The organism is Streptomyces sp. NBC_01618 (assembly GCF_045209435.1).
In the GTDB taxonomy this organism is placed as follows: domain Bacteria; phylum Actinomycetota; class Actinomycetes; order Streptomycetales; family Streptomycetaceae; genus Streptomyces.
The window spans coordinates 7,469,212-7,486,408 of sequence record NZ_CP109297.1 but is presented as its reverse complement, the minus strand read 5'-3'; the positions used below and the strand labels follow the sequence as shown (position 1 = coordinate 7,486,408).

Annotated in this window: 15 protein-coding genes and 1 pseudogene; 5 read left to right on the top strand and 11 right to left on the bottom strand. The window is 69.3% G+C overall.

Features of this window, described 5'->3' with window-relative positions; all coding sequences use genetic code 11:
- Positions 1-12 precede the first annotated feature (12 nt).
- From OH735_RS34810 to OH735_RS34795, 4 genes are all read right to left on the bottom strand, one after another.
- On the bottom strand, positions 13-1,248 hold the full coding sequence (locus OH735_RS34810; RefSeq protein WP_406378948.1) for an IS110 family transposase: 1,236 nt from the start codon (positions 1,246-1,248) through the stop codon (positions 13-15).
- A gap of 323 nt (positions 1,249-1,571) precedes the next feature.
- Positions 1,572-2,279 (bottom strand): maleylpyruvate isomerase family mycothiol-dependent enzyme, encoded by a 708-nt coding sequence (locus tag OH735_RS34805; protein ID WP_406385621.1) that lies wholly within the window; start codon positions 2,277-2,279, stop codon positions 1,572-1,574.
- Positions 2,279-3,127 carry a fumarylacetoacetate hydrolase family protein gene (locus OH735_RS34800; protein ID WP_406385620.1) on the bottom strand — a complete coding sequence of 283 codons (849 nt, stop codon included), beginning with the start codon at positions 3,125-3,127 and terminating at the stop codon, positions 2,279-2,281. Before OH735_RS34800 ends, OH735_RS34805 begins: the two co-directional genes overlap by 1 nt.
- Positions 3,124-4,293: a cupin domain-containing protein gene (locus OH735_RS34795; RefSeq protein ID WP_406385619.1), complete on the bottom strand. Its 1,170-nt coding sequence runs from the start codon at positions 4,291-4,293 to the stop codon at positions 3,124-3,126. Before OH735_RS34795 ends, OH735_RS34800 begins: the two co-directional genes overlap by 4 nt.
- Before the next feature lie 141 nt (positions 4,294-4,434).
- On the opposite strand from OH735_RS34795, the gene OH735_RS34790 reads away from it, so the two are divergent.
- A complete protein-coding gene (locus tag OH735_RS34790; protein WP_406385618.1) occupies positions 4,435-5,211 on the top strand; it encodes an IclR family transcriptional regulator in 777 nt (258 codons plus the stop codon).
- Between the two features lie 361 nt (positions 5,212-5,572).
- Entirely contained in the window at positions 5,573-7,210 is a 1,638-nt protein-coding gene (locus OH735_RS34785; RefSeq protein WP_406385617.1) for an MFS transporter, read from the top strand.
- A 308-nt stretch (positions 7,211-7,518) separates the two neighbouring features.
- Here OH735_RS34785 and OH735_RS34780 read toward each other — a convergent pair whose 3' ends face one another.
- Positions 7,519-7,653, bottom strand: coding sequence for a hypothetical protein (locus OH735_RS34780; protein ID WP_406385616.1), 135 nt, complete (start codon positions 7,651-7,653; stop codon positions 7,519-7,521).
- 203 nt (positions 7,654-7,856) lie between these two features.
- On the opposite strand from OH735_RS34780, the gene OH735_RS34775 reads away from it, so the two are divergent.
- The gene (locus tag OH735_RS34775) at positions 7,857-8,024 is read left to right on the top strand and encodes a hypothetical protein (protein WP_406385615.1); all 168 of its coding nucleotides are present in this window, start codon (positions 7,857-7,859) and stop codon (positions 8,022-8,024) included.
- Here the strand turns inward: OH735_RS34775 and OH735_RS34770 are convergent.
- Positions 8,021-8,362: a hypothetical protein gene (locus OH735_RS34770; protein ID WP_406385614.1), complete on the bottom strand. Its 342-nt coding sequence runs from the start codon at positions 8,360-8,362 to the stop codon at positions 8,021-8,023. The genes OH735_RS34775 and OH735_RS34770 overlap by 4 nt on opposite strands.
- 104 nt (positions 8,363-8,466) lie before the next feature.
- On the opposite strand from OH735_RS34770, the gene OH735_RS34765 reads away from it, so the two are divergent.
- Positions 8,467-8,859, top strand: coding sequence for a VOC family protein (locus OH735_RS34765; protein ID WP_406385613.1), 393 nt, complete (start codon positions 8,467-8,469; stop codon positions 8,857-8,859).
- Between the two features lie 14 nt (positions 8,860-8,873).
- On the opposite strand, the pseudogene OH735_RS34760 reads toward OH735_RS34765, so the two are convergent.
- The 5 genes and pseudogenes from OH735_RS34760 to OH735_RS34740 form a co-directional block, all read right to left on the bottom strand.
- Positions 8,874-9,886, bottom strand: a pseudogene (locus OH735_RS34760) (IS630 family transposase).
- Positions 9,887-10,212: 326 nt separating this feature from the next.
- A complete protein-coding gene (locus OH735_RS34755) occupies positions 10,213-12,594 on the bottom strand; it encodes an Ig domain-containing protein (RefSeq protein ID WP_406385612.1) in 2,382 nt (793 codons plus the stop codon).
- 132 nt (positions 12,595-12,726) lie between these two features.
- Positions 12,727-13,554 (bottom strand): carbohydrate ABC transporter permease, encoded by an 828-nt coding sequence (locus tag OH735_RS34750; protein WP_123465598.1) that lies wholly within the window; start codon positions 13,552-13,554, stop codon positions 12,727-12,729.
- Entirely contained in the window at positions 13,551-14,360 is an 810-nt protein-coding gene (locus tag OH735_RS34745; RefSeq protein ID WP_406386864.1) for a carbohydrate ABC transporter permease, read from the bottom strand. The genes OH735_RS34750 and OH735_RS34745 overlap by 4 nt, the downstream gene beginning before the upstream one ends.
- A gap of 185 nt (positions 14,361-14,545) precedes the next feature.
- Complete coding sequence (locus OH735_RS34740; RefSeq protein ID WP_406385611.1) at positions 14,546-15,841, bottom strand: ABC transporter substrate-binding protein; 1,296 nt, start codon at positions 15,839-15,841, stop codon at positions 14,546-14,548.
- A gap of 113 nt (positions 15,842-15,954) precedes the next feature.
- On the opposite strand from OH735_RS34740, the gene OH735_RS34735 reads away from it, so the two are divergent.
- On the top strand, positions 15,955-17,178 hold the full coding sequence (locus OH735_RS34735) for an ROK family protein (RefSeq protein WP_406385610.1): 1,224 nt from the start codon (positions 15,955-15,957) through the stop codon (positions 17,176-17,178).
- Positions 17,179-17,197: the final 19 nt, after the last annotated feature.

The following is a 17,197-nucleotide window of genomic DNA, read 5'->3' as shown; positions in this document are numbered from 1 at the left end:
ACGGTGGTGCTGTCAGGCCGCGAGGCCGATGTCGCCGGGGGTTCGTGGTTCGTAGAGGGCCCCGGTGCGGATCATCGCGTGGATGACGTTCACACGTTGGCGGGCCAGGCGGAGGATCGCTTGGGTGTGGGTCTTGCCGCGTGCGCGTTGACGGTCGTAGTAGGTGCGGGAGGAGCGGTCGGATTTGCAGCCGATCGCGGCGAACGCGGCCTGGAAGAGGGCGCGTTTGAGGAGCCGGTTGCCGCGGTGGGGTGCGTGCTCGCCACGGATGGAGGTGCCCGAGGACTTGGTGGCGGGGGCGAGTCCGGCGTAGGAGGCGAGGTGTCCTGCGGTGGGGAAGGTGGTGCCGTCGCCGATGGCGACGATCACGGCGGCGGTGGTCCTGACGCCCATGCCGGGCATGGAGGTCAGGAGGTGGAAAAGAGGGAGGGCCTCCAGCAGGGCGGCGATCTCCTGCTCGGCCTGGCGGCGCTGGGTGTGGGCGGCGGCGAGCTGGGCGGCAAGTCCGGGCACGATCAGCGCGCTGGCCTCGGTGCCGGGCACGATGACGGTCTGCTCGGCAAGCGCGTCGAAGATCTCCGCGGTGAGGTGGCGGGCCTTGCGCGAGCCGTGCGCCTTGAGCAGGGCCTCGCAGCGGGTGCGGCCCAGTTTCTTCAGCCTGGCCGGGGAGCCGTGCCGTTCAAGGAGGGCCAGGATGTAGGGGTAGCCCAGCCGGGGGCCGACCACCCGCTCCAGGGTGGGATGGATCTGGGAGAGCAGGCCGCGCAGCCGGTTGGAGGTGCGGTTGACCTCGCCGGCCAGGTCGTTGTCGTAGCCGGTGAGCATGGTCAGCTCGGCCAGCTTCTCGTCGTCGCGGTCCACCACGCGCAGGGTGTGCGGCATGGTCCGGGCGGTGTCGGCGATGACGAAGGCGTCGCGGGCGTCGGTCTTGGCTTCGCCCGGGTAGAGGTCGGCGGCCCGGCGCATCGAGAGTCCCGGCAGGTAAGCGACCCGGCAGCCGGTCGCGCGGGCCACGGTCAGTGGCAGCGCGCCGATGTTGGCGACCTGGTCCACGATCACCAGGACGGTGCCGAACTTGGCCCTGAGCTTGTCGAACAACTCCCGCAGGCGGGCCTCGGTGTTGGGCAGCTTCTTGTCGTGGACGGTCTTGCCCTGCCCGGTCAGGCCGCGGGCGTGGTGGAACTCCTTGCCCAGGTCCAGGCCGAGGAACAGACCTATGCCGGAGATATCGATGACGGTGTCGGCCATGCGCGATGCCCCTCTTCGGTCGTGCCTTTCGCATCCGTCCCGGCCGTCCCTGCGGCACCACACGCCGGCAACCACGTTACGCAGACATCCCGCCCGTGAAGCGGTCCGGCGTTGCACCGGACCAGGCAGTCGTCAGGCCCCTCATCAGCGGTCAAGCGGTGCCCCGAAGCCCGGCGGCAACACCCCCCAGGTCATCGACTTCGACAGGGGGCACACAGCCATACCGGACCCGGGGGCCAGGCGCCCCATTTCGGGGCCACAGAAAAGGTAACGGGGGACCGGCCGTCACAACCTGGACGGCCGGTCCCGGTGTGGCCCAGTGATCAGAGCCAGGGAGCCAGGGACGGCGCGGGCCCGCCGTCGGAGACTGTGAGGGCGTGGCTCCGCCCGGTGAGATAAGCCGTGATCTCGTGGAGGGCTCCGACGAGCACGGTCGGCTCGCCCTCCCCGGGGAGCTTCCAGAAGGCACCGGTGCCTGTCACCTCCAGGACCAGCGCCGGGCCGCGATCCTTGGTGCGCTTGGCGACGACGTCGTCGCAGAGCGCGGCAAGGAAGCCGGTCGGCAGGTCGGCGAAGGTCAGGCCGGTGCCCAGGTCGATCGCGTGGACGCACACCTCGCGGGAGCGCATCCAGGGCAGTTCGCTGGCGGGCACGGTGCGGCCCTGTGCCGTCACGACCGGGGACTGCCGTTGCTCGTCGCTGAGCGAGGCCGTCGACGCGGCGAGCTTCTCCGCGGAAGAACGCAGCCACGCGGTCAGTTCGGCGGCCGACATCCCGGCGCCCCGTTCGATACCGGCGGCGCGTTCCTCGGGGGAGGAGTACATCGGCGTGCGATCGCCGGTGGCGGCCCAGTGGACGAGGTTGCCCAGGGCGTCGGCGTTGGCGGCGATGTGTGCGACCAGGTGCTTGCGGGTCCAGCCGGGCAGCGTGCTCGGCGCGTCCATCCCGGTGTCACCGAGGTCCGCCGCTTGGACGAACAGGGCGGTGCCGAGCTGCGCCCAGCGGCGTGCGTCCTCGAACGTGCGGGACATCAGGCGGACTTCTCCTTGACTACACGGTTCTCCAGGCGGCCGATGCCGTCGATCTCGGCGACGACCGTCTCGCCGCCCAGCAGATAGCGCCCCGGCTTGCGGGCGTGCCCGACACCGCCCGGGGTGCCGGTGGCAATGATGTCGCCCGGATTCAGGCGCACGATCGTCGAGACGTACTCCACCAGGTGCACCGGATCGAAGAGAAGGTCGGCCGTGGAGTCGGACTGCATGACCTCACCATCCACGGTCAGCTGGACGTCGAGGGCGGGACGTACGCCGCCGGGCAGCTCATCGGGGGTGACCAGGTAGGGGCCGACCGGGGTGCTGGAGTCCCACATCTTGCCCTGCAGCCACTCACGGGTACGGAACTGCCAGTCCCGGCAGGTGATGTCGTTCAGGACGGTGAACCCGGCGATCGCCTGCTCGGCCTCCTCGCCCCGGGCGCGGCGCACGCGCTTGCCGACGACCACCGCGAGCTCCACCTCCCAGTCGAACTGGTCAGTCTCCTCCGGCCGGAGGATGTCGTCGCCGGCGCCGATCAGCGCGTCGGCGAATTTCGCGAACAGGGTGGGGTGCTCGGGCAGGTCCCGGCCCATCTCCTTGATGTGGTTGCGGTAGTTGAGTCCGACGCAGATCACCTTCGAGGGCTGCGGGACCACGGGCGCGTACTCGGCGGCGTCCGCGGCGTACGTCTCAGCGTTCTCGGCGGTGGCCGCGGCGGCGCGCTCGGCCCAGTCGTCCTGGCCCAGCAGGGTGCCCACGTCCGGGGCCCCGAGATCGACCAGGACGTCACCGTCGAGCCGGACGGCCCTGGTGGAGTCGCCGGTGCGGAGGGTGGCGAGCTTCATCGGGTGGTTCCTTCCACATGGGTACGGTCGAGCCGGAGGGCCTCGAAGATCGGGGAGTCGCTGAAGCGGAACAGGTCCAGGGCGCCGGAGTCGGAGTCGGTGGTGCCGGCCTCGGAGCGCACGGACAGCGGCTGCCAGGAGGGGACGACGAACAGGTCGCCGCGCGTCACGGTCCAGGACTTCTCCCCGACGGTGACGGTGCCGGAGCCGTCGAAGACCTGGTAGACCGACGAACCGGTCTCGCGGACCGGCGCGGTCTCGGCGCCGCGCGCGACGCGGTGCATCTCGGCGCGGATGGTGGGCAGCACGTCGGCACCGGTCGCGGGGTCGGTGAACCGAACGGCGGCGTGGCCGGGCTCGACGGCGCCGCCGAAGCCCTCCAACTCCAGGGCGAGCTGGTCGCTGAGTGCGCGGTCGGTGTACTCCCAGCGGTACGCCAGAAGGGGCGAGCCGGGGGCGGTCACACCGGCCGAGACCGGGCGCAGTCCGGGGTGTCCCCACAGCCGCTCGGCGCGCGAGCGGTCCGGGGTGATGCGTTCGGCGTCGCTGATCTCGTCGCGGCCGAACTCGAAGAACTGGGTCTCATTGGCGTACTGGAACGGGATGTCGAGACCGTCGATCCAGGCCATCGGCTCGGTGGTGGCGTTGTGGTGCGCGTGCATGTTCCACCCGGCCTGCGGCAGGAAGTCGCCGCGCCGCATGGCCACCGGATCGCCGCCGACGACCGTCCACACGCCCTCGCCCTCGACGACGAACCGGAACGCGTGCTGCGTGTGGCGGTGCTCCGGGGCGTCCTCCCCGGGCATGAGGTACTGGATGGCGGCCCACAGGGTGGGCGTGGCGAACGGCCTACCGCCCAGCGAGGGGTTGGCCAGCGCGATGGCGCGGCGCTCACCGCCACGGCCGACCGGGACAATTTCGCCGGCCTGCGCGGCCAGTGCCCGCAGCTGTTCCCAGCGCCACAGGTGCGGGACCGCGCGCGAGCGGGGATGGGCGGGCATCAGGTCACCGATCTCGGTCCACAGCGGGACGAGAAGTTCCTGTTCGAAGCCCCGGTACAGCTCCTCGAGCGCCGGGGTGACCTCGGGCTGACCCACTGCGGAAACGGCCTGCAGCCGGACGGGGAAACCCGTAGCGATGTCTTGAGTGAGGGAGGACTGAGTCACGCGCTCAGCGTGCGCCGGTTTCGCATAGAAGACATGTAGATTCTGGAGAGCAGAACCGCGACCGCCAAGCTACGGCCGCGAGGCTGGGCCGGAACGAAGATGCACCGGACGCCCAGCCGGAAAGCCGCACCAGGAGGCCCCGTGGACAAGCCGCTCAAGACGCCGCCGCCGTATCCCATCGCAAGCGTCGACCACGCCCTCAGGGCGGCGACCATGCTTCAGCTGGAGGGCGGGGCGACCGTCTCGCAGATCGCCGAGCGGCTGGGGGTCGCCCGATCCACCGCCCACCGGCTCCTGGCGATGCTCGTCTACCGGGACTTCGCCGTGCAGGACGAGAACCGCGTCTACCGGGCGGGCCCCGTCCTCGAACTGGCAGCGCACTCACAGTCGCAGGTGTCCCGGCTGCGGGTCGCCGCGCTCCCCCATCTGCGCCGACTGGTCAACCTCCTGGACGAGACCGCGAACCTCACCATCCGCACGGGGGACACGGCCCGGTTCATCGCCAGCGTCGAGAGCGGACAGGCACTGCGGGTCGGCTCCCGGGAGGGGATGGTGTTCCCGGCCCACCGCACAACCGCCGGCCTGCTCCTCCTCTCCGAACTCGACGACGCCGAACTGGCGGAGGTCTACTCCGCCGTGCGCTATCGCGACCGCCCCGCGGACCGGCCGGACCTCGCACAGCTGCGGAGCGAGCTGGAGCTCATCGGCCGCAACGGATTCGCCGTGAACCAGGAGCGCTCCGAGCGCGGACTCGTCGCCGTCGGGGTGCCGGTGCGCGACCGGGACGGGACGGCACAGGCGGGCCTGTCGGTGTCGATGCCCAGCGTGCGCTACGACCCCCACGGTCTTCGGTCGCTGATCGCCGCACTCAGCGTCGCGGCACGCGCGCTGGAGGCGGACCTGGCCGCGGCGTACTGAGCCCTGCCCGCACCGCCGCCCGCAAAAGGTGTCGCTCCGCCGAGGAAGTCCGACCCTTACGTCGAGGAAATTTCACTTAAACGACGAACATTTCATTGACGTGACGTAAAGCGAGATGCCATTCTCCCGGCACCGCGCCTGACTCCTGCTGTGCCCCTCCACCTCGAGTACGGCAGCGGCTCGCCACACCTGTCCCTACAGGACAGGCCCGCAGCGCTCGACGAGAAGCCCGTCGGCGTGCCCGGGTCCCGGCGAGAACGGTGGGCGACCGCAACGCTCACCCTCTCCTCGCTTCGGCAGTCGGCCGAAGCTGGTCCCGCCCGACGGCGGGGCACTTCACCTTCCCAGCCAGGGAGAAGCAATGACGCTCAACAACGGGACGGCGACGTCCCACGGCCCCACCGCGGGGGCAGCCCGGACACCGGGCTACGCGGGAACACTGGCTGCCGCCTGCGGCGCGGTCTTCGTGGCCCAGGTCGCGAACGCGCTGCCGGCCTCGCTCCTCGGGCTCTTCCAGGAGGACCTGCACACCCACGGGTCCCAGCTCACTTGGATCACCGCCGCGTTCATGATCGCCGTGGTCTGCTTCGAGTTCACCTTCGGCGTCCTTGGTGACCTCTTCGGACGGCGAAGGCTCGTCGCAGCCGGCACGGCCCTGGTCGCCGCAGGCAGCACCGTGGCCGCGCTCGCGCCCACCGTCCAGGTGCTGTGGATCGGCGCCGCCCTGAACGGACTGGGCGCCGGCGCCATGTTCCCCGGCTCGCTCACTGCGATCACCGCCGTCACCCGCAGCATGCGGGAACGGGCACACGCGGTGGCGCTCTGGAGCGGCTTCCTGTCCGCCGGCGCAGCGGTCTCACCCCTGCTCGGCGGCATGTTCGCCAAGATCGGGTCGTGGCGCGGTTCCTTCTGGGTACTCGTCGGACTCGCCCTGGTCAGCATGGTGCTCACCCTGGTGCTGGCCACGGAGTCGAAGGCGCCCGATGGCCGCAAGTTCGACGTACCCGGTCAGATCACCTTCGCCATCGGTCTCATCCTGGTGCTGTACGGCGCCGTCGAGGGGCCCGAGTCAGGCTGGACCACCCTTCCCGTCATGCTCGCCTTCGCCTTCGGCATATGCTTCCTCGCGGGGTTCGTCGTGGTGGAGCTGGGGGCCGAATCGCCGATCTTCGACCTGAAGCTGTTCCGCAACCGGGCCTTCACCGTGTCGTCCGTCGTCGCGGTCATCGGCATGCTCGCCTTCCTCGGCGCCTGCTTCGCGATGAGCATGTGGATGGGCCCGGTGCAGCACCAGGACCCGATCCGCGTCGCGGTCCTGTTCCTGTTCCTGCAGGGACCCGCTTTCCTGCTCATCCCAGTCGTCTCGCGGCTGCTCCACCGGGTCGCCGCATCCTGGCTGTTGACCTCTGGATTCGTCCTGATGGCGATCGGCTGCCTGCTGTTCACCCGCCTGGATGTCACCGACCCGGGACTCGGCGCGTTCGTCGCGCCCGCCCTGCTGATCGGCATCGGTTTCGCCCTGACCATCAGCTCGGTGACGGCCGTGGCGCTGAACAGCGTGCCCCTGAACTTGGCGGGCATGGCCAGCGCCACCACCAACATGCTGCGCGACCTCGGCTTCGTGCTCGGCCCGGTCGTCGTCGGCGCGGTCGCTCTCAGCAACGCGGGGTCGGCGTTCGCGGCAAACCTGTCCGGCGCGAACCTGCCGGCAGGTCAGATGGCCGCGGCACGCGAGGTCGCCGCGGCCGGAGGGCCCATCGCGGTGAACAGCCTGCCGCCCGGCGCCCCGGGATCCGCGGCGCACGGTCTGGCCCTGGACGCCCTGGGCAGCGGCTTCAGCACCGCGTTCCTGGTGTGCGGTGTGGCGGCCGCCGTCGCTGCGGCGCTGACCACCTTCGGCATGATCGGGGTCCACTCCCACCATTCAGCCGAGAACGATGTGCCCGCACCCCTGCCGCCCGGACACGACAGCAGACCGGAATCGGCCCTCACCAAATAGGCGGCCAGGCCGCAGGGCTCCCTGAGCGGACCTGCGCACGCGGCACGGCACCGGTCACGACGGCCGGTGCCCTCCACGCTCCCGACCCCCGCAGGTCCTTCCCCGCTCCGACAGGCATACCGGCGTTCGCTCTCTCGTCCCCGGCCGTACTTGGTCGGCACTGTCACGGGCCTACCTGGCCGCATCCGCCTCTTCCCCGCAGAGCCACAACCCACGAGCCAGCACGCGAGCCCGAAGAGCGCGTCGTTTCCCGCAGCAATAGCTGGGACCGGTGAGTGGCGTCTCGGCAGATCTCGTGGGTGACCGCACTACCCACCGGTGGGCGGAGGCGTCCGGGACAGGAGCGCGTTGTGCGCGTCGGCCAGCGCTTCGTCGGTCGACAGCTTCACCACCAGGCAGTGTCCGTGCTTGAACGTCGCCGCAAACGTGTTGAGCCGCAGCACCTACTCCTCGATCTCCCCGGCCCCCTGGGCGCCGCGCACATGTGCGCGGTGGTAGGGGTGGCCTCGGTGGTGCGGTGGTCGAGCTCACGGTGTGATGCCTTGAAACAGCCGCTGGTGATCAGCTGGCGGTTCCCATCAGGGGGCGCCCACAGGCGCAGGATGACGTAAGTGTCGGGCTGATCGATCTCCGCGACCAGGCGCCCGTGTCAGCCGTCGCCGTCCGCCACACCAACGCCACTTCTGGCGGCGTCCTGGCGATGACTCAACTCGACTATGTCGCCCTGTACTGGGGCGAGTCCGGCTGGAAGCTCACTCGCAAGCTGATGCCCGAGGAGCTCGCTGACAGCCGGCAGGGCCTCCTTGAAGGCTAGTGCTGTGACCGCATAGATTCGACGAGGCCGGCTGCCTGGGCGCGTGAATCCTTGCGCTCCGCGAGCAGGAACAGGACGGCACCAGCGGCGCCGAAGGCGAAGCCGACGTACATGCAGGCCCTGACCGTCTCGAAGGAGGCGTCGGCAATCCGGGCGATGCTGTTGATGAGCGTGAGGGCGTAGACGCACAGGAAGCCGTAGGCGCGAAGCCGCATCCCTGCCTGCCGCTTCCGCATCCACGGCGGCGTCCACCCTGCCAGCATCGCCACCGGGACCGGCAGCATGAGCGCCGTCGACACGGCCAGCCCAATCCAGTGGTACAGCGGATTGCCGTTCACCCCGCGCCCCCTTCATAGGCGGTCGACAGTCAAGTGACCGGTAATGACCAGCGGTTGGTGCAATTGCTGTGCGTCGCTCGATCTGTTACATAGGCTCGGCCGACATGGAAGCACCGATGTCCTTCATCCATCACCTGGGCGTGTTCGCTTCAGACTTCGAGGCGAGTGAGCGATTCTACACCGCTGCGCTGGAGCCGCTCGGAATCACCGCCGGCTATCAGGCCGATGGCGTGGCCGAGTACTGGAATCCGGCGAGTGACACACCATCGCTGTCCCTGGAGCGTGCAGAGCGCGCGCCTGCTACCACGAAAGGGATGCACATCGCGTTCACGGCAGGCAGTCGGGATGCGGTGGACGCCTTCCATGCGGCTGCGCTGGCGGCCGGAGGCACATCCCGGCACGCTCCTCGCTCATGGAGCGAATACCGCGCCTACTGTTCCTTCGTCAGCGACCCGGACGGCAACAACATCGAAGCCGTTCACAAGGAGGTCCCGTAGCGGTCCGGTCCTGGTCAGGCAGCTTCGGTAACTGGGCGTCCTCCCCAGCGGATGCCCTTCTCGCTGCGGATGCGGGCACGCTCCTTGCGCTGGGAGGCCAGCACGTCGGGATGGCGGGCATTGGCGTTGCGCCAGCGCAGGCAGCGGTGCAGGGCCCGGGTCTGCGCGGGATGGCTGCGATGGTGAGAGTTGGCCAGGGTGAACTGCCGCAGCGGGCCGAAGTGAGCCTCGATCGGATTGGCCCAGGAGGCGTAGGTCGGGGTGAAGCACAGCTCGACCTTGTTCTTCTTCGCCCAGCGCCGGATGTCCGCGCCGGTGTGCGCGGAGAGGTTGTCCAAGATGATGTAGATCGGCGCGCCGTCGGGCCGGGCGGCGCGGATCGACTTCAGCGCGGCCAAGCTGTTGGCGGTCCCCTTGCGGCGGTGGTTGACGCCCCACAGCCGGTCGTCGCCGACGGAGTAGCAGCCGTGGAAGTAGGTGACGCCGTGGATGCGACGGTAGGTCGCCGGAAGCCGGTCCGGTTTGCCCTGTTCGGCCCAGCAGGAGCCCGCAGTGGGCCGGATCCCCAGGGGCCCGAACTCGTCGAAGGCAAAGACCCGGTCCGGGAAGCGCTCCAGTACCTGCTCGATCCGGTCCAGCTTGGCGTCGCGCTCGGGGTCGGGCGACTCCTTCCAGGTCTTGGTGCGCTGGAAGGTGATGCCGCGGCGGGCGAGCAGGCAGCGTAAGGCTCGCGGCCGATGCGGATGACGCGTCCGTGCACGCGGCGCAGGTAGGCGGCGAGTTTGCGGATCGACCAGCGGGTGAAGGGCTGGCCGAGCTTGGTGGGGCGGGCAGTGGCCGTCTGGACGACGAAGTCCTCGTCGTCAGGGGTGAGCTGGCGGGGACGGCCTCCCGCCCACCGAGGGTCCAGGCAGGCCGGACCGATCTCGTTGAACCGGTGGATCACGTCCCGCACCGTGTCCTCGTCAGCTTGGACCAGCTGCGCGATCACCGGAACGCGGTTCCCGCCGGCGGACGCCAGCAGCATCACGGGCGTAACCGGTCGGCCGCCCAAGAGCCGCACCTGGGGCCGGCGCGGGATCACCCCGACGGTGCGTGTGCCCGGGTGCAGCCGTGGCCGCCTCTCGGTGGCCGGGATGCTGTGAATCAGGCCGGGCCTGCCCACCCGCCTGTGCTACCAGCTGCGTCGACACGCCGGCCGCAAGGGCGAGCGCCGCTCGCTGAGCGAGACGGACTGCATCCGCCTGCTCGACGGCGCCCACCGGGACTGCGCCAGGTCCAGTACCGGCCCGACCTTATTGACGGATGCCTTGCCGGCACTGGACTCACCCTGACGACACCACGCCTACGAGCTCAGTGACTGCCGACCTCGATCACGTAGTCGCGCTGCGCTGTCGGCTGACCGGAGCTCTGGTACGCCGTGACCGTGAACCGCGCCGCTCCCGCAGTGACCGGTGTCCCCACGATTCCGCCGGTATCGGCATTGAGTACGAGCCCCGCGGGCAAGGCCCCCGAGGTCACCGCGTATCGCGTGGTCGCCGGCGTGTTGGTCTTCACGATCGCCTCGTACAGGGCTCCCTTGGCTGCCGCGGGCAGCGGTCCGGCGTCGAGCTCCGGGGTCGGAGCGACGACGGCCTGGGGGGCGCCGACCGGCTTGCCGTCAGCGTCCAGCTCCTGCAAGGACCAGCGCTTGCCCGGCTCGACCACGCTCAGGTGCCAGTTCGTCTTCAGGTCGCGGAACCGCGCCTGCTGCTCCGCGGTGAACGCGCCCAGGTTGCGTGCCGTCTCCCATTGCTGAATGGCCTCGAGCAGCCGCGTCGTGTTCTCCCCGCCCGACTCGAGGCGGGAGACCGAGCTCTGGAAACCTGTCCCGGCGTTCAGGCCGGCGCCTCGGGCCAGCTTCCACTCCATGGTGAGCAGACTGTCCGAGCCTTTGAGGCTGATCCAGCCGAGCATGCCGGGGAGGTAGTTCGCCTGGAGGTACTTGTTGTTGGTGAACACCTGCTCCATCGAGGTGCTGCCGACTTCACCCCAGCTGGCCCGGGTCAGCGCGTCCCAGGTGTTCGAGGTCATCCGGCTGGTCTCGGAGATGAATCCGTCCTTGGCATCGATGCGCCGGAACGTCTTGTTCACGAGGTGAGCCATGCCGTAGGCGCCCCAGCCCGACTCCGATGCCGACTCCAGGCCGTCCCACGACATACCGTTGATGCCGGTGGTGTTCCAGGCGGTGGTCAGCCTGTCGCTGATCTCGTCAATGACGGCATGGCCGCCGATCGCGCCGCCGTAGCTGTTGGCCATGACTCGGGCGGTGTGGTCGCCCTCAGGGTGCGAGACCGCGACCGATCCCCATCGCGCGCGCTGCACGCCGGTCAGCTTCCACTCCTTCCCGACCTGCTCGGCCGCTCCGTAGCTGACGAACTCGTCCCCGATGCGCAAGTAGCTGTAGCTCGGTCCCGCCGCGAGCAGCGCGCCGTCGTCGAGGTACACGGTGGTGTCGCCGGCCGTCAGCGGACGGGTGAGCGAGGCGGTGCCTCCCATCGCGAGCCGGTCGTCGGCGGGCGGCGTGAGGTAGGCGTCCCGCGGGAACCAGGCCCAGTTGTAGGGCTCGTCGCCAGTGCTGATGAAGTCCGACAGGGTGTGTACGCCGAGCTGTACACCGTTCGCCTTGGCGATGTCCACGGCCGCTGCGGCCCCGGCGTCGCTCCCGCCCAGACTGGAGTCGAACTGGTAGTGGCCGCTCGACTCCCATGGGCCGTAGTTGCTGGTGAGTGAGTAGATGCGGTTCATGCCGGCCGCCTTGGCGAATCGGGCCGCCGCCGGAATGTTGCCGGTCTCCAGGTCTCCGAGCACCAGCCATGACTGGCTGCTCGCCTGGGAGGCCTTCTGCCACTGCCCGTTCAGCTTCGGGTAGGGCAGCTTCTCGCCCTTCGCGATGTTGGACAGGATCGTCGGCGTCGCCTCGGGCGAGGCTCCGAAGAGTGCGATCTTGGAACCGGCGATCCTGCCGTCGCGGCCGGGCAGCGGTCCGACCGGGATCGGATAGCCGCGTACCTTGCGGTGGCGTTCCTTGGTGTAGTCGAAGGTGAAGGCGCGCAGTACGGAACCCCAGGGGGTCACGCCTGCCGCGCTCCACTCCTCCAGGGAACCCACGCTCACATGGTCCGTATTGCGGTCGACCTCGCTCTCCCAACCCATGTCCTGGTCCTCCTGCGGCCAGGCGCCTTCGGTACGGTCGGTCAGCGGTCGGAGCCCGATGGCGAAATCGTCGTCGCGGACCACGCCCACCGATGTGCCGACCGTCTGGGAGATCGACGTGGCCAGTGGACCCCAGAGCAGGGTCTGCACATCGACGCCCTTCGGCGCGTCGACGGCGACCGCTTCGAACGTGGTGTAGCCGCCGCGACTGCTGACCAGCTTCACCTGGATCTTCCAGTGCGCGGCCTTGTTCCGGAACGTGAGCATCTGGCCACCGGGTCCGGAACGGTCAACCGTGGTCGGCCTCTGCTGCTTGCCGTCGACGACCAGGCTGACCAGGGAGGCCGCACGACCGGGCGCGAGGTGGTCGACCCCGGTCCTGACGTCCTCCAGTCCCACGACCGTCCCTGTCCTGTCGAGCTCCAGCTCCAGATAGCCGGCCTGGATCTCGATCGACGGATTCGCTCCGCCAGGTCGTGCTTGCGCCGACTGTGCGCCGACCGCGGGCAGGATGCCGGCGGTCAGCATCACGAATGCCACGGAACCGGCCGTACGCCGACGCCGTTCGGACCTTCTCCGAGGGGGCTGCGATCTGACTATGAGTTCTGAGAACCGCATGATGTTGCTCCTGTCACTCTCGACGAAAACTGCTGCACCGGCCGCTCGTGCCGGTCATCCCTTCGTGGCCCCCCCTGTCAGACCACGGACGAACTGCTTCTGGAAGGCGAGATAGAAGGCCAGGACGGGCAGGGTGGCCAACAGCATGAAGGCGAACACCGCCCCGAAGTCCTGCTGGTAGGGGCCGATGGAGCGGAAGATCCCGACCGTCACGGTGTTGCCGGCTCCGGGGCCCAGGACGAGCAGTGGGGTCAGGAAGTCGTTCCAGACCCATACCCCGAGGAAGATCAGCACGCTGGCCGACGCGGGCCGCAGCAGCGGGAAGACGACCTGCCAGAAGATCCGGAAACGGCCGGCGCCGTCGACTGCCGCGGCCTCTTCGAGTTCGCGCGGGATCGAGCGGATGAAGCCCATGAAGACGAACACGGCGAACGGCAGGTAGTACCCGACGTCGACCAGCACGGCGCCCGGCATCGAGTGCAACAGGCCGATGGCGTCGAGGATCCGCGTGATCGGAAGCATGATCACCGCGGGCGGGATCATCAGGCCGGACAGCATGACGCCGAGGACGGCACGGCTCCACCAGCGGCCCGACCGCACGAGATGGTACGCGGACATCGCGGCCAGCACGGTGGTGATGAGGATCGACGCCGCGGTCAGGGTGACGGAGTTGACGAGGCCGTACCAGAACAGCCCGTCCGGCCGGCTCAGTACGTGTTCGAGGTTGTCGAGGGTCGGCGGAAGCGGGAGCGCCAACGGCGATGTCACGACCTCGGAGCTGGGCTTGAAGACGTTGACCAGCGCCACGTAGAGCGGCATGCAGAAGACGGCCGCCACGCCGGTGGCCAACAGCGGCCGCATCCACGGCATTCGGGAGTTCACAGATTCACCTCTCGTCGTTGCAGGAGCCTGAGCACGGTCACGCTCGCGACCGAGACGACGACGAGCATGATCCCGGCCATCGCGGACGCCACTCCCGGACGTTGCTCGGAGAAGGCGGTGCGGATCACCGCGAAGGCCACGGTGGCCGTGCCGTCGGTGCCGGGGCCGCCGTTGGTGAGCACGGCAATCTGGTCGTAGACCTTGAACGAGCTGATCATCAGCATCACGGTGTTGATCGTCAGCGCGGGCGCGAGCAGCGGCCAGGTGATCGCACGGAACTGCTGCCAGGGGCCGGCGCCGTCGAGGCTCGCCGCCTCGTCGAGTTCGGCGGGGATCCCCGCGAGCCCGGCGAGGTAGACCACGACGGCAAAGCCGAGCAACTGCCAGACCATGATCCCGGAGACGGAGTAGATCGCGTACGACGGATCCGTGAGCCAGCCCGGCGGGTTCTCGACCCCCAGCGAGACGAGCGTGCTGTTCAGCAGGCCGTCGTCCGCCAGGATCGAGCGCCCGATCACCGACACCACGACAGCGGAGAGGATCACCGGTGTGAAGTAGACGCTGCGGAGCAGGCTGTAGAGCCGTCCCGGCCGGCGCAGCAGCAGGGCGATCGCGAGACCGAGCAGGTTCGTCAGCAGCACCACGATCACCGTGATCACCACGGTGTTCCACAGGGAGTGCCGGAACTCCTCGTTCCCGAGGAGGAATCCGTAGTTGTCCAGGCCGACGAACGAGGTCTCCGAGCGCGTGGCGCGCTCATCGGTCATCCCGGTGTAGAGGGTCCACAGGATGGGCGCCAGGACCATCGCGGTGAAGATCGCGAGGGTCGGCATGACGAAGACGGCGCCGGCTCCCACCGACGACCACGTCCAGGTGCGGCGCTGGTGCGGCCCACCCGCGCGCCCGGACGGGGCCGAAGTAGCCGGCGGCCGGTCGGACAGCGGCTTCCCTCCGGCGGCGTCGGTCCCCGTCCGGGCGGGCGAGGGGCGCGTCACTTCGCGAGCTCCTTGAACTTCGTGTTCAGCGTCGCGACGAACTTGTCCACGTCCGCACGGCCGTTGAGGAGATCGTTCAGTGCAGCGTCGACCTTGGGTATGAAGCCCGACGGCAGGGCCGGGACACCGCTCTCGTTTCCGAAGCTCGGCGTCACGGTTCCACCGGCCTGGGCCTTCTCGTAGAGATCGAGGGTGGTGTTGTACAGCGGCGGCAGGCCGGCCGGCGGCTTGTAGCCCTTGAGCGCCGCGAACAGGCCGTCGTACCGCGCCCCGCCGTCGGCGTTCAGCTTCGAGAACTCGATGGCCCACTGCTTGGCCTTCGCGACGTCAGGGGACTTGGCGCTCACCGACAGTCCACCGCCGGTGTACACGGGCAGGACGAGCGAGCCGTCCTGCGTGGGCATGGGGAAGGCGCCGAACTCCTTCTGCTGCGCCTTGTCCGGGGCCGCCGGGAACCACGAGCCCATCGGGTACATGGCGCCCTTGCCCTTGAGGAAGGCTTCCTGCGCCTGTGCGTAGGTGGCCGACAGGTTGTCGACGTTCTCCTTGCCCGCCAGTGCCTTCATCTTGGTCGCCGCGTTGACGAACAGCGGGTCGCTGAAGTCGGTCTTCCCCGCGGTCAGCTTGTCGAGCCACTTCGGGTCCTTGGCGTAGACCTCGTCGGCCACCAGCTGGGCGAAGGTCCATCGCGGGCCGAGGCCGTCCGGTGCACCGCCGCCGATGACGAACGGCTTGATCTGCGCCGCCTTCAGCTTGTCGACCGCGGCGAGCAGGTCGTCCCACTTCTTCGGAGGAGTGGTGATGCCCGCCTTCTCGAAGTCCGCCTTGCGGTAGTAGATCTGCCAGGTCTGCGAGTTGGTGGGCAGCTGGTAGATCCTGCCGTTGAAGCTGTTCGCGGTCGGGCTGGTCCAGTCCGCCAGTTCCTTCTCGCTGAACTGGGCGAGCTTGCCGCCCTCCGCCAGTCCGGCGGGGTCGATCGCGACCATGATGTCGGGCAGTGCGCCGGTCGAGTCGAGCTGGCGCGTGTACTCGTTGCGCTGTTCGGCGCTCGGCGCGACGAGTTTCTTGATCTTCACCCCCGGCACCTTGGCGCTGGTCCTGGCGATGATGTCGTCCCAGTAGGAGGCGGTGAGGTTGGGAGTCTCGAAGGTGAGCAGGCTCAACGTCACGTCATCGCCCGAACCGCTCCCGCCTCCGCTCCCACCTCCGTTCCCGCCACCGACGGCACAGCCGGTCAGCGCGACCAGTCCCAACGACACTGCTACCGCACCCCAGTTGGCCCGCTTGATCATGAGGCCCTCCTTGCTGGTCGAACCCACCGGGGGAGGTCGCTCGGCCAGAATTTAGATAAGTAAGTTTCTTGTCAATATTGCTGTTGCGGCGTCAATTTAGATACCGTGCCGCCGTGAGTCAAGACTTCGGTGAAACCCGGCGCAGCACGACTCCCGCAGGCCGTGCGGGCGATGCCCACCTCCTGCGCAAGCTCAATCTCTCGGCCACGGCGCGGGCCTTCCTCGACGCCGCGTCGCTGACGGTCAGCGATGTGCGTTCGATCGTCGGAGTCTCCCGCCCCACCGCCGAGGATCTGGTGGCGACGCTGCTGGACGAGGGCTTCGTCCGTGAGACGCTCGACCGCCCGAACGGCGAGCGGCCGGCGGGACGGCCGGCCCGGCGCTACGAGGTCGTGGCCGAGAACTTCGCCGTCGTCGGAGTCGACATCGGCGCCCACAAGGTGGCCGTGGTCGTCTGCGACCTGCGCGGAAACGTCCTGGCGGTGCGCAGGCGCAGCGTCGACTCCGGCATCGGGCCGGCCGGGCGCATCGGGGCGGCGGCGCGTCTGGTCGAGGCGACCGTCCGGCAGACCGGGACGAGCTGGGAACACATCCGCTCGGTGGCCTGCGGCATCACCGGCGTGGCGGCCAACGGCTCGGAGGTCAAGGACATCCGCACCGTTCCTGCGGGCCAGGACCTGGACGTCTACTCGCTCCCGGGCTTCGACAAGATCGACGTGGTGTCGGAGGTGTCGGGGCGCTTCAAGCGCGACGTGCTGGTCTCCAACGACATCCACCTCGCGGCAGTGGCCGAGCAGTGGCAGGGCGCCGCCGCCGAGGCGCGCGACCTCGTCTACATGCACGCCGGCCGCCGCCTCGGGGCCGCGATCGTCATCAACGGGCAGATCCACACCGGACGGCACGGCCTGGCGGCGTCCGTCGGTTCCATGAAAATCCTGGGGTGGGCCGACGCGATGGCGCAGCTCGACCACGAGAGCCGCAAGCTTGCGGGCTCGGCCGCCGAGGAGTCCACCAGCGACGACGTCCGGGCGCTCTTCGAAGCGGCCGCGAACGGCGACCGCACTGCGGTGCGCGCCGTCGACCGCGTCGCCGAGGCCCTCGCCCTGGGCGCCTCCATCTTGGTCCACGCCGTCGACCCCGACCTCGTCGTGCTCGGCGGCGGCCTGTCCCGCGCGGGGGACGTGCTCGCCGGTCCGTTCGAGCGGCACTTGGCCGCGACCTCCCTCAACTCGCCGGAGTTCCGCGTGTCCCTGCTCGGCGACGAGTCCGTCGCCCTCGGCGCCGCCCGGCTGGCCCTCGACGATCTCAAGGCGCGCCTGCTCGCAGTGCAGGCCTGATCCGCCCCCCTCCCACCGC

Excerpts from the sequence above, each read along its gene's own strand:
- OH735_RS34810 (WP_406378948.1), bottom strand. The coding sequence starts at position 1,248 with ATGGCCGACACCGTCATCGATATCTCCGGCATAGGTCTGTTCCTCGGC.
- OH735_RS34805 (WP_406385621.1), bottom strand. The coding sequence starts at position 2,279 with ATGTCCCGCACGTTCGAGGACGCACGCCGCTGGGCGCAGCTCGGCACC.
- OH735_RS34800 (WP_406385620.1), bottom strand. The coding sequence starts at position 3,127 with ATGAAGCTCGCCACCCTCCGCACCGGCGACTCCACCAGGGCCGTCCGG.
- OH735_RS34785 (WP_406385617.1), top strand. The coding sequence starts at position 5,573 with ATGACGCTCAACAACGGGACGGCGACGTCCCACGGCCCCACCGCGGGG.
- OH735_RS34765 (WP_406385613.1), top strand. The coding sequence starts at position 8,467 with ATGGAAGCACCGATGTCCTTCATCCATCACCTGGGCGTGTTCGCTTCA.
- OH735_RS34745 (WP_406386864.1), bottom strand. The coding sequence starts at position 14,360 with ATGGTCCTGGCGCCCATCCTGTGGACCCTCTACACCGGGATGACCGAT.
- OH735_RS34740 (WP_406385611.1), bottom strand. The coding sequence starts at position 15,841 with ATGATCAAGCGGGCCAACTGGGGTGCGGTAGCAGTGTCGTTGGGACTG.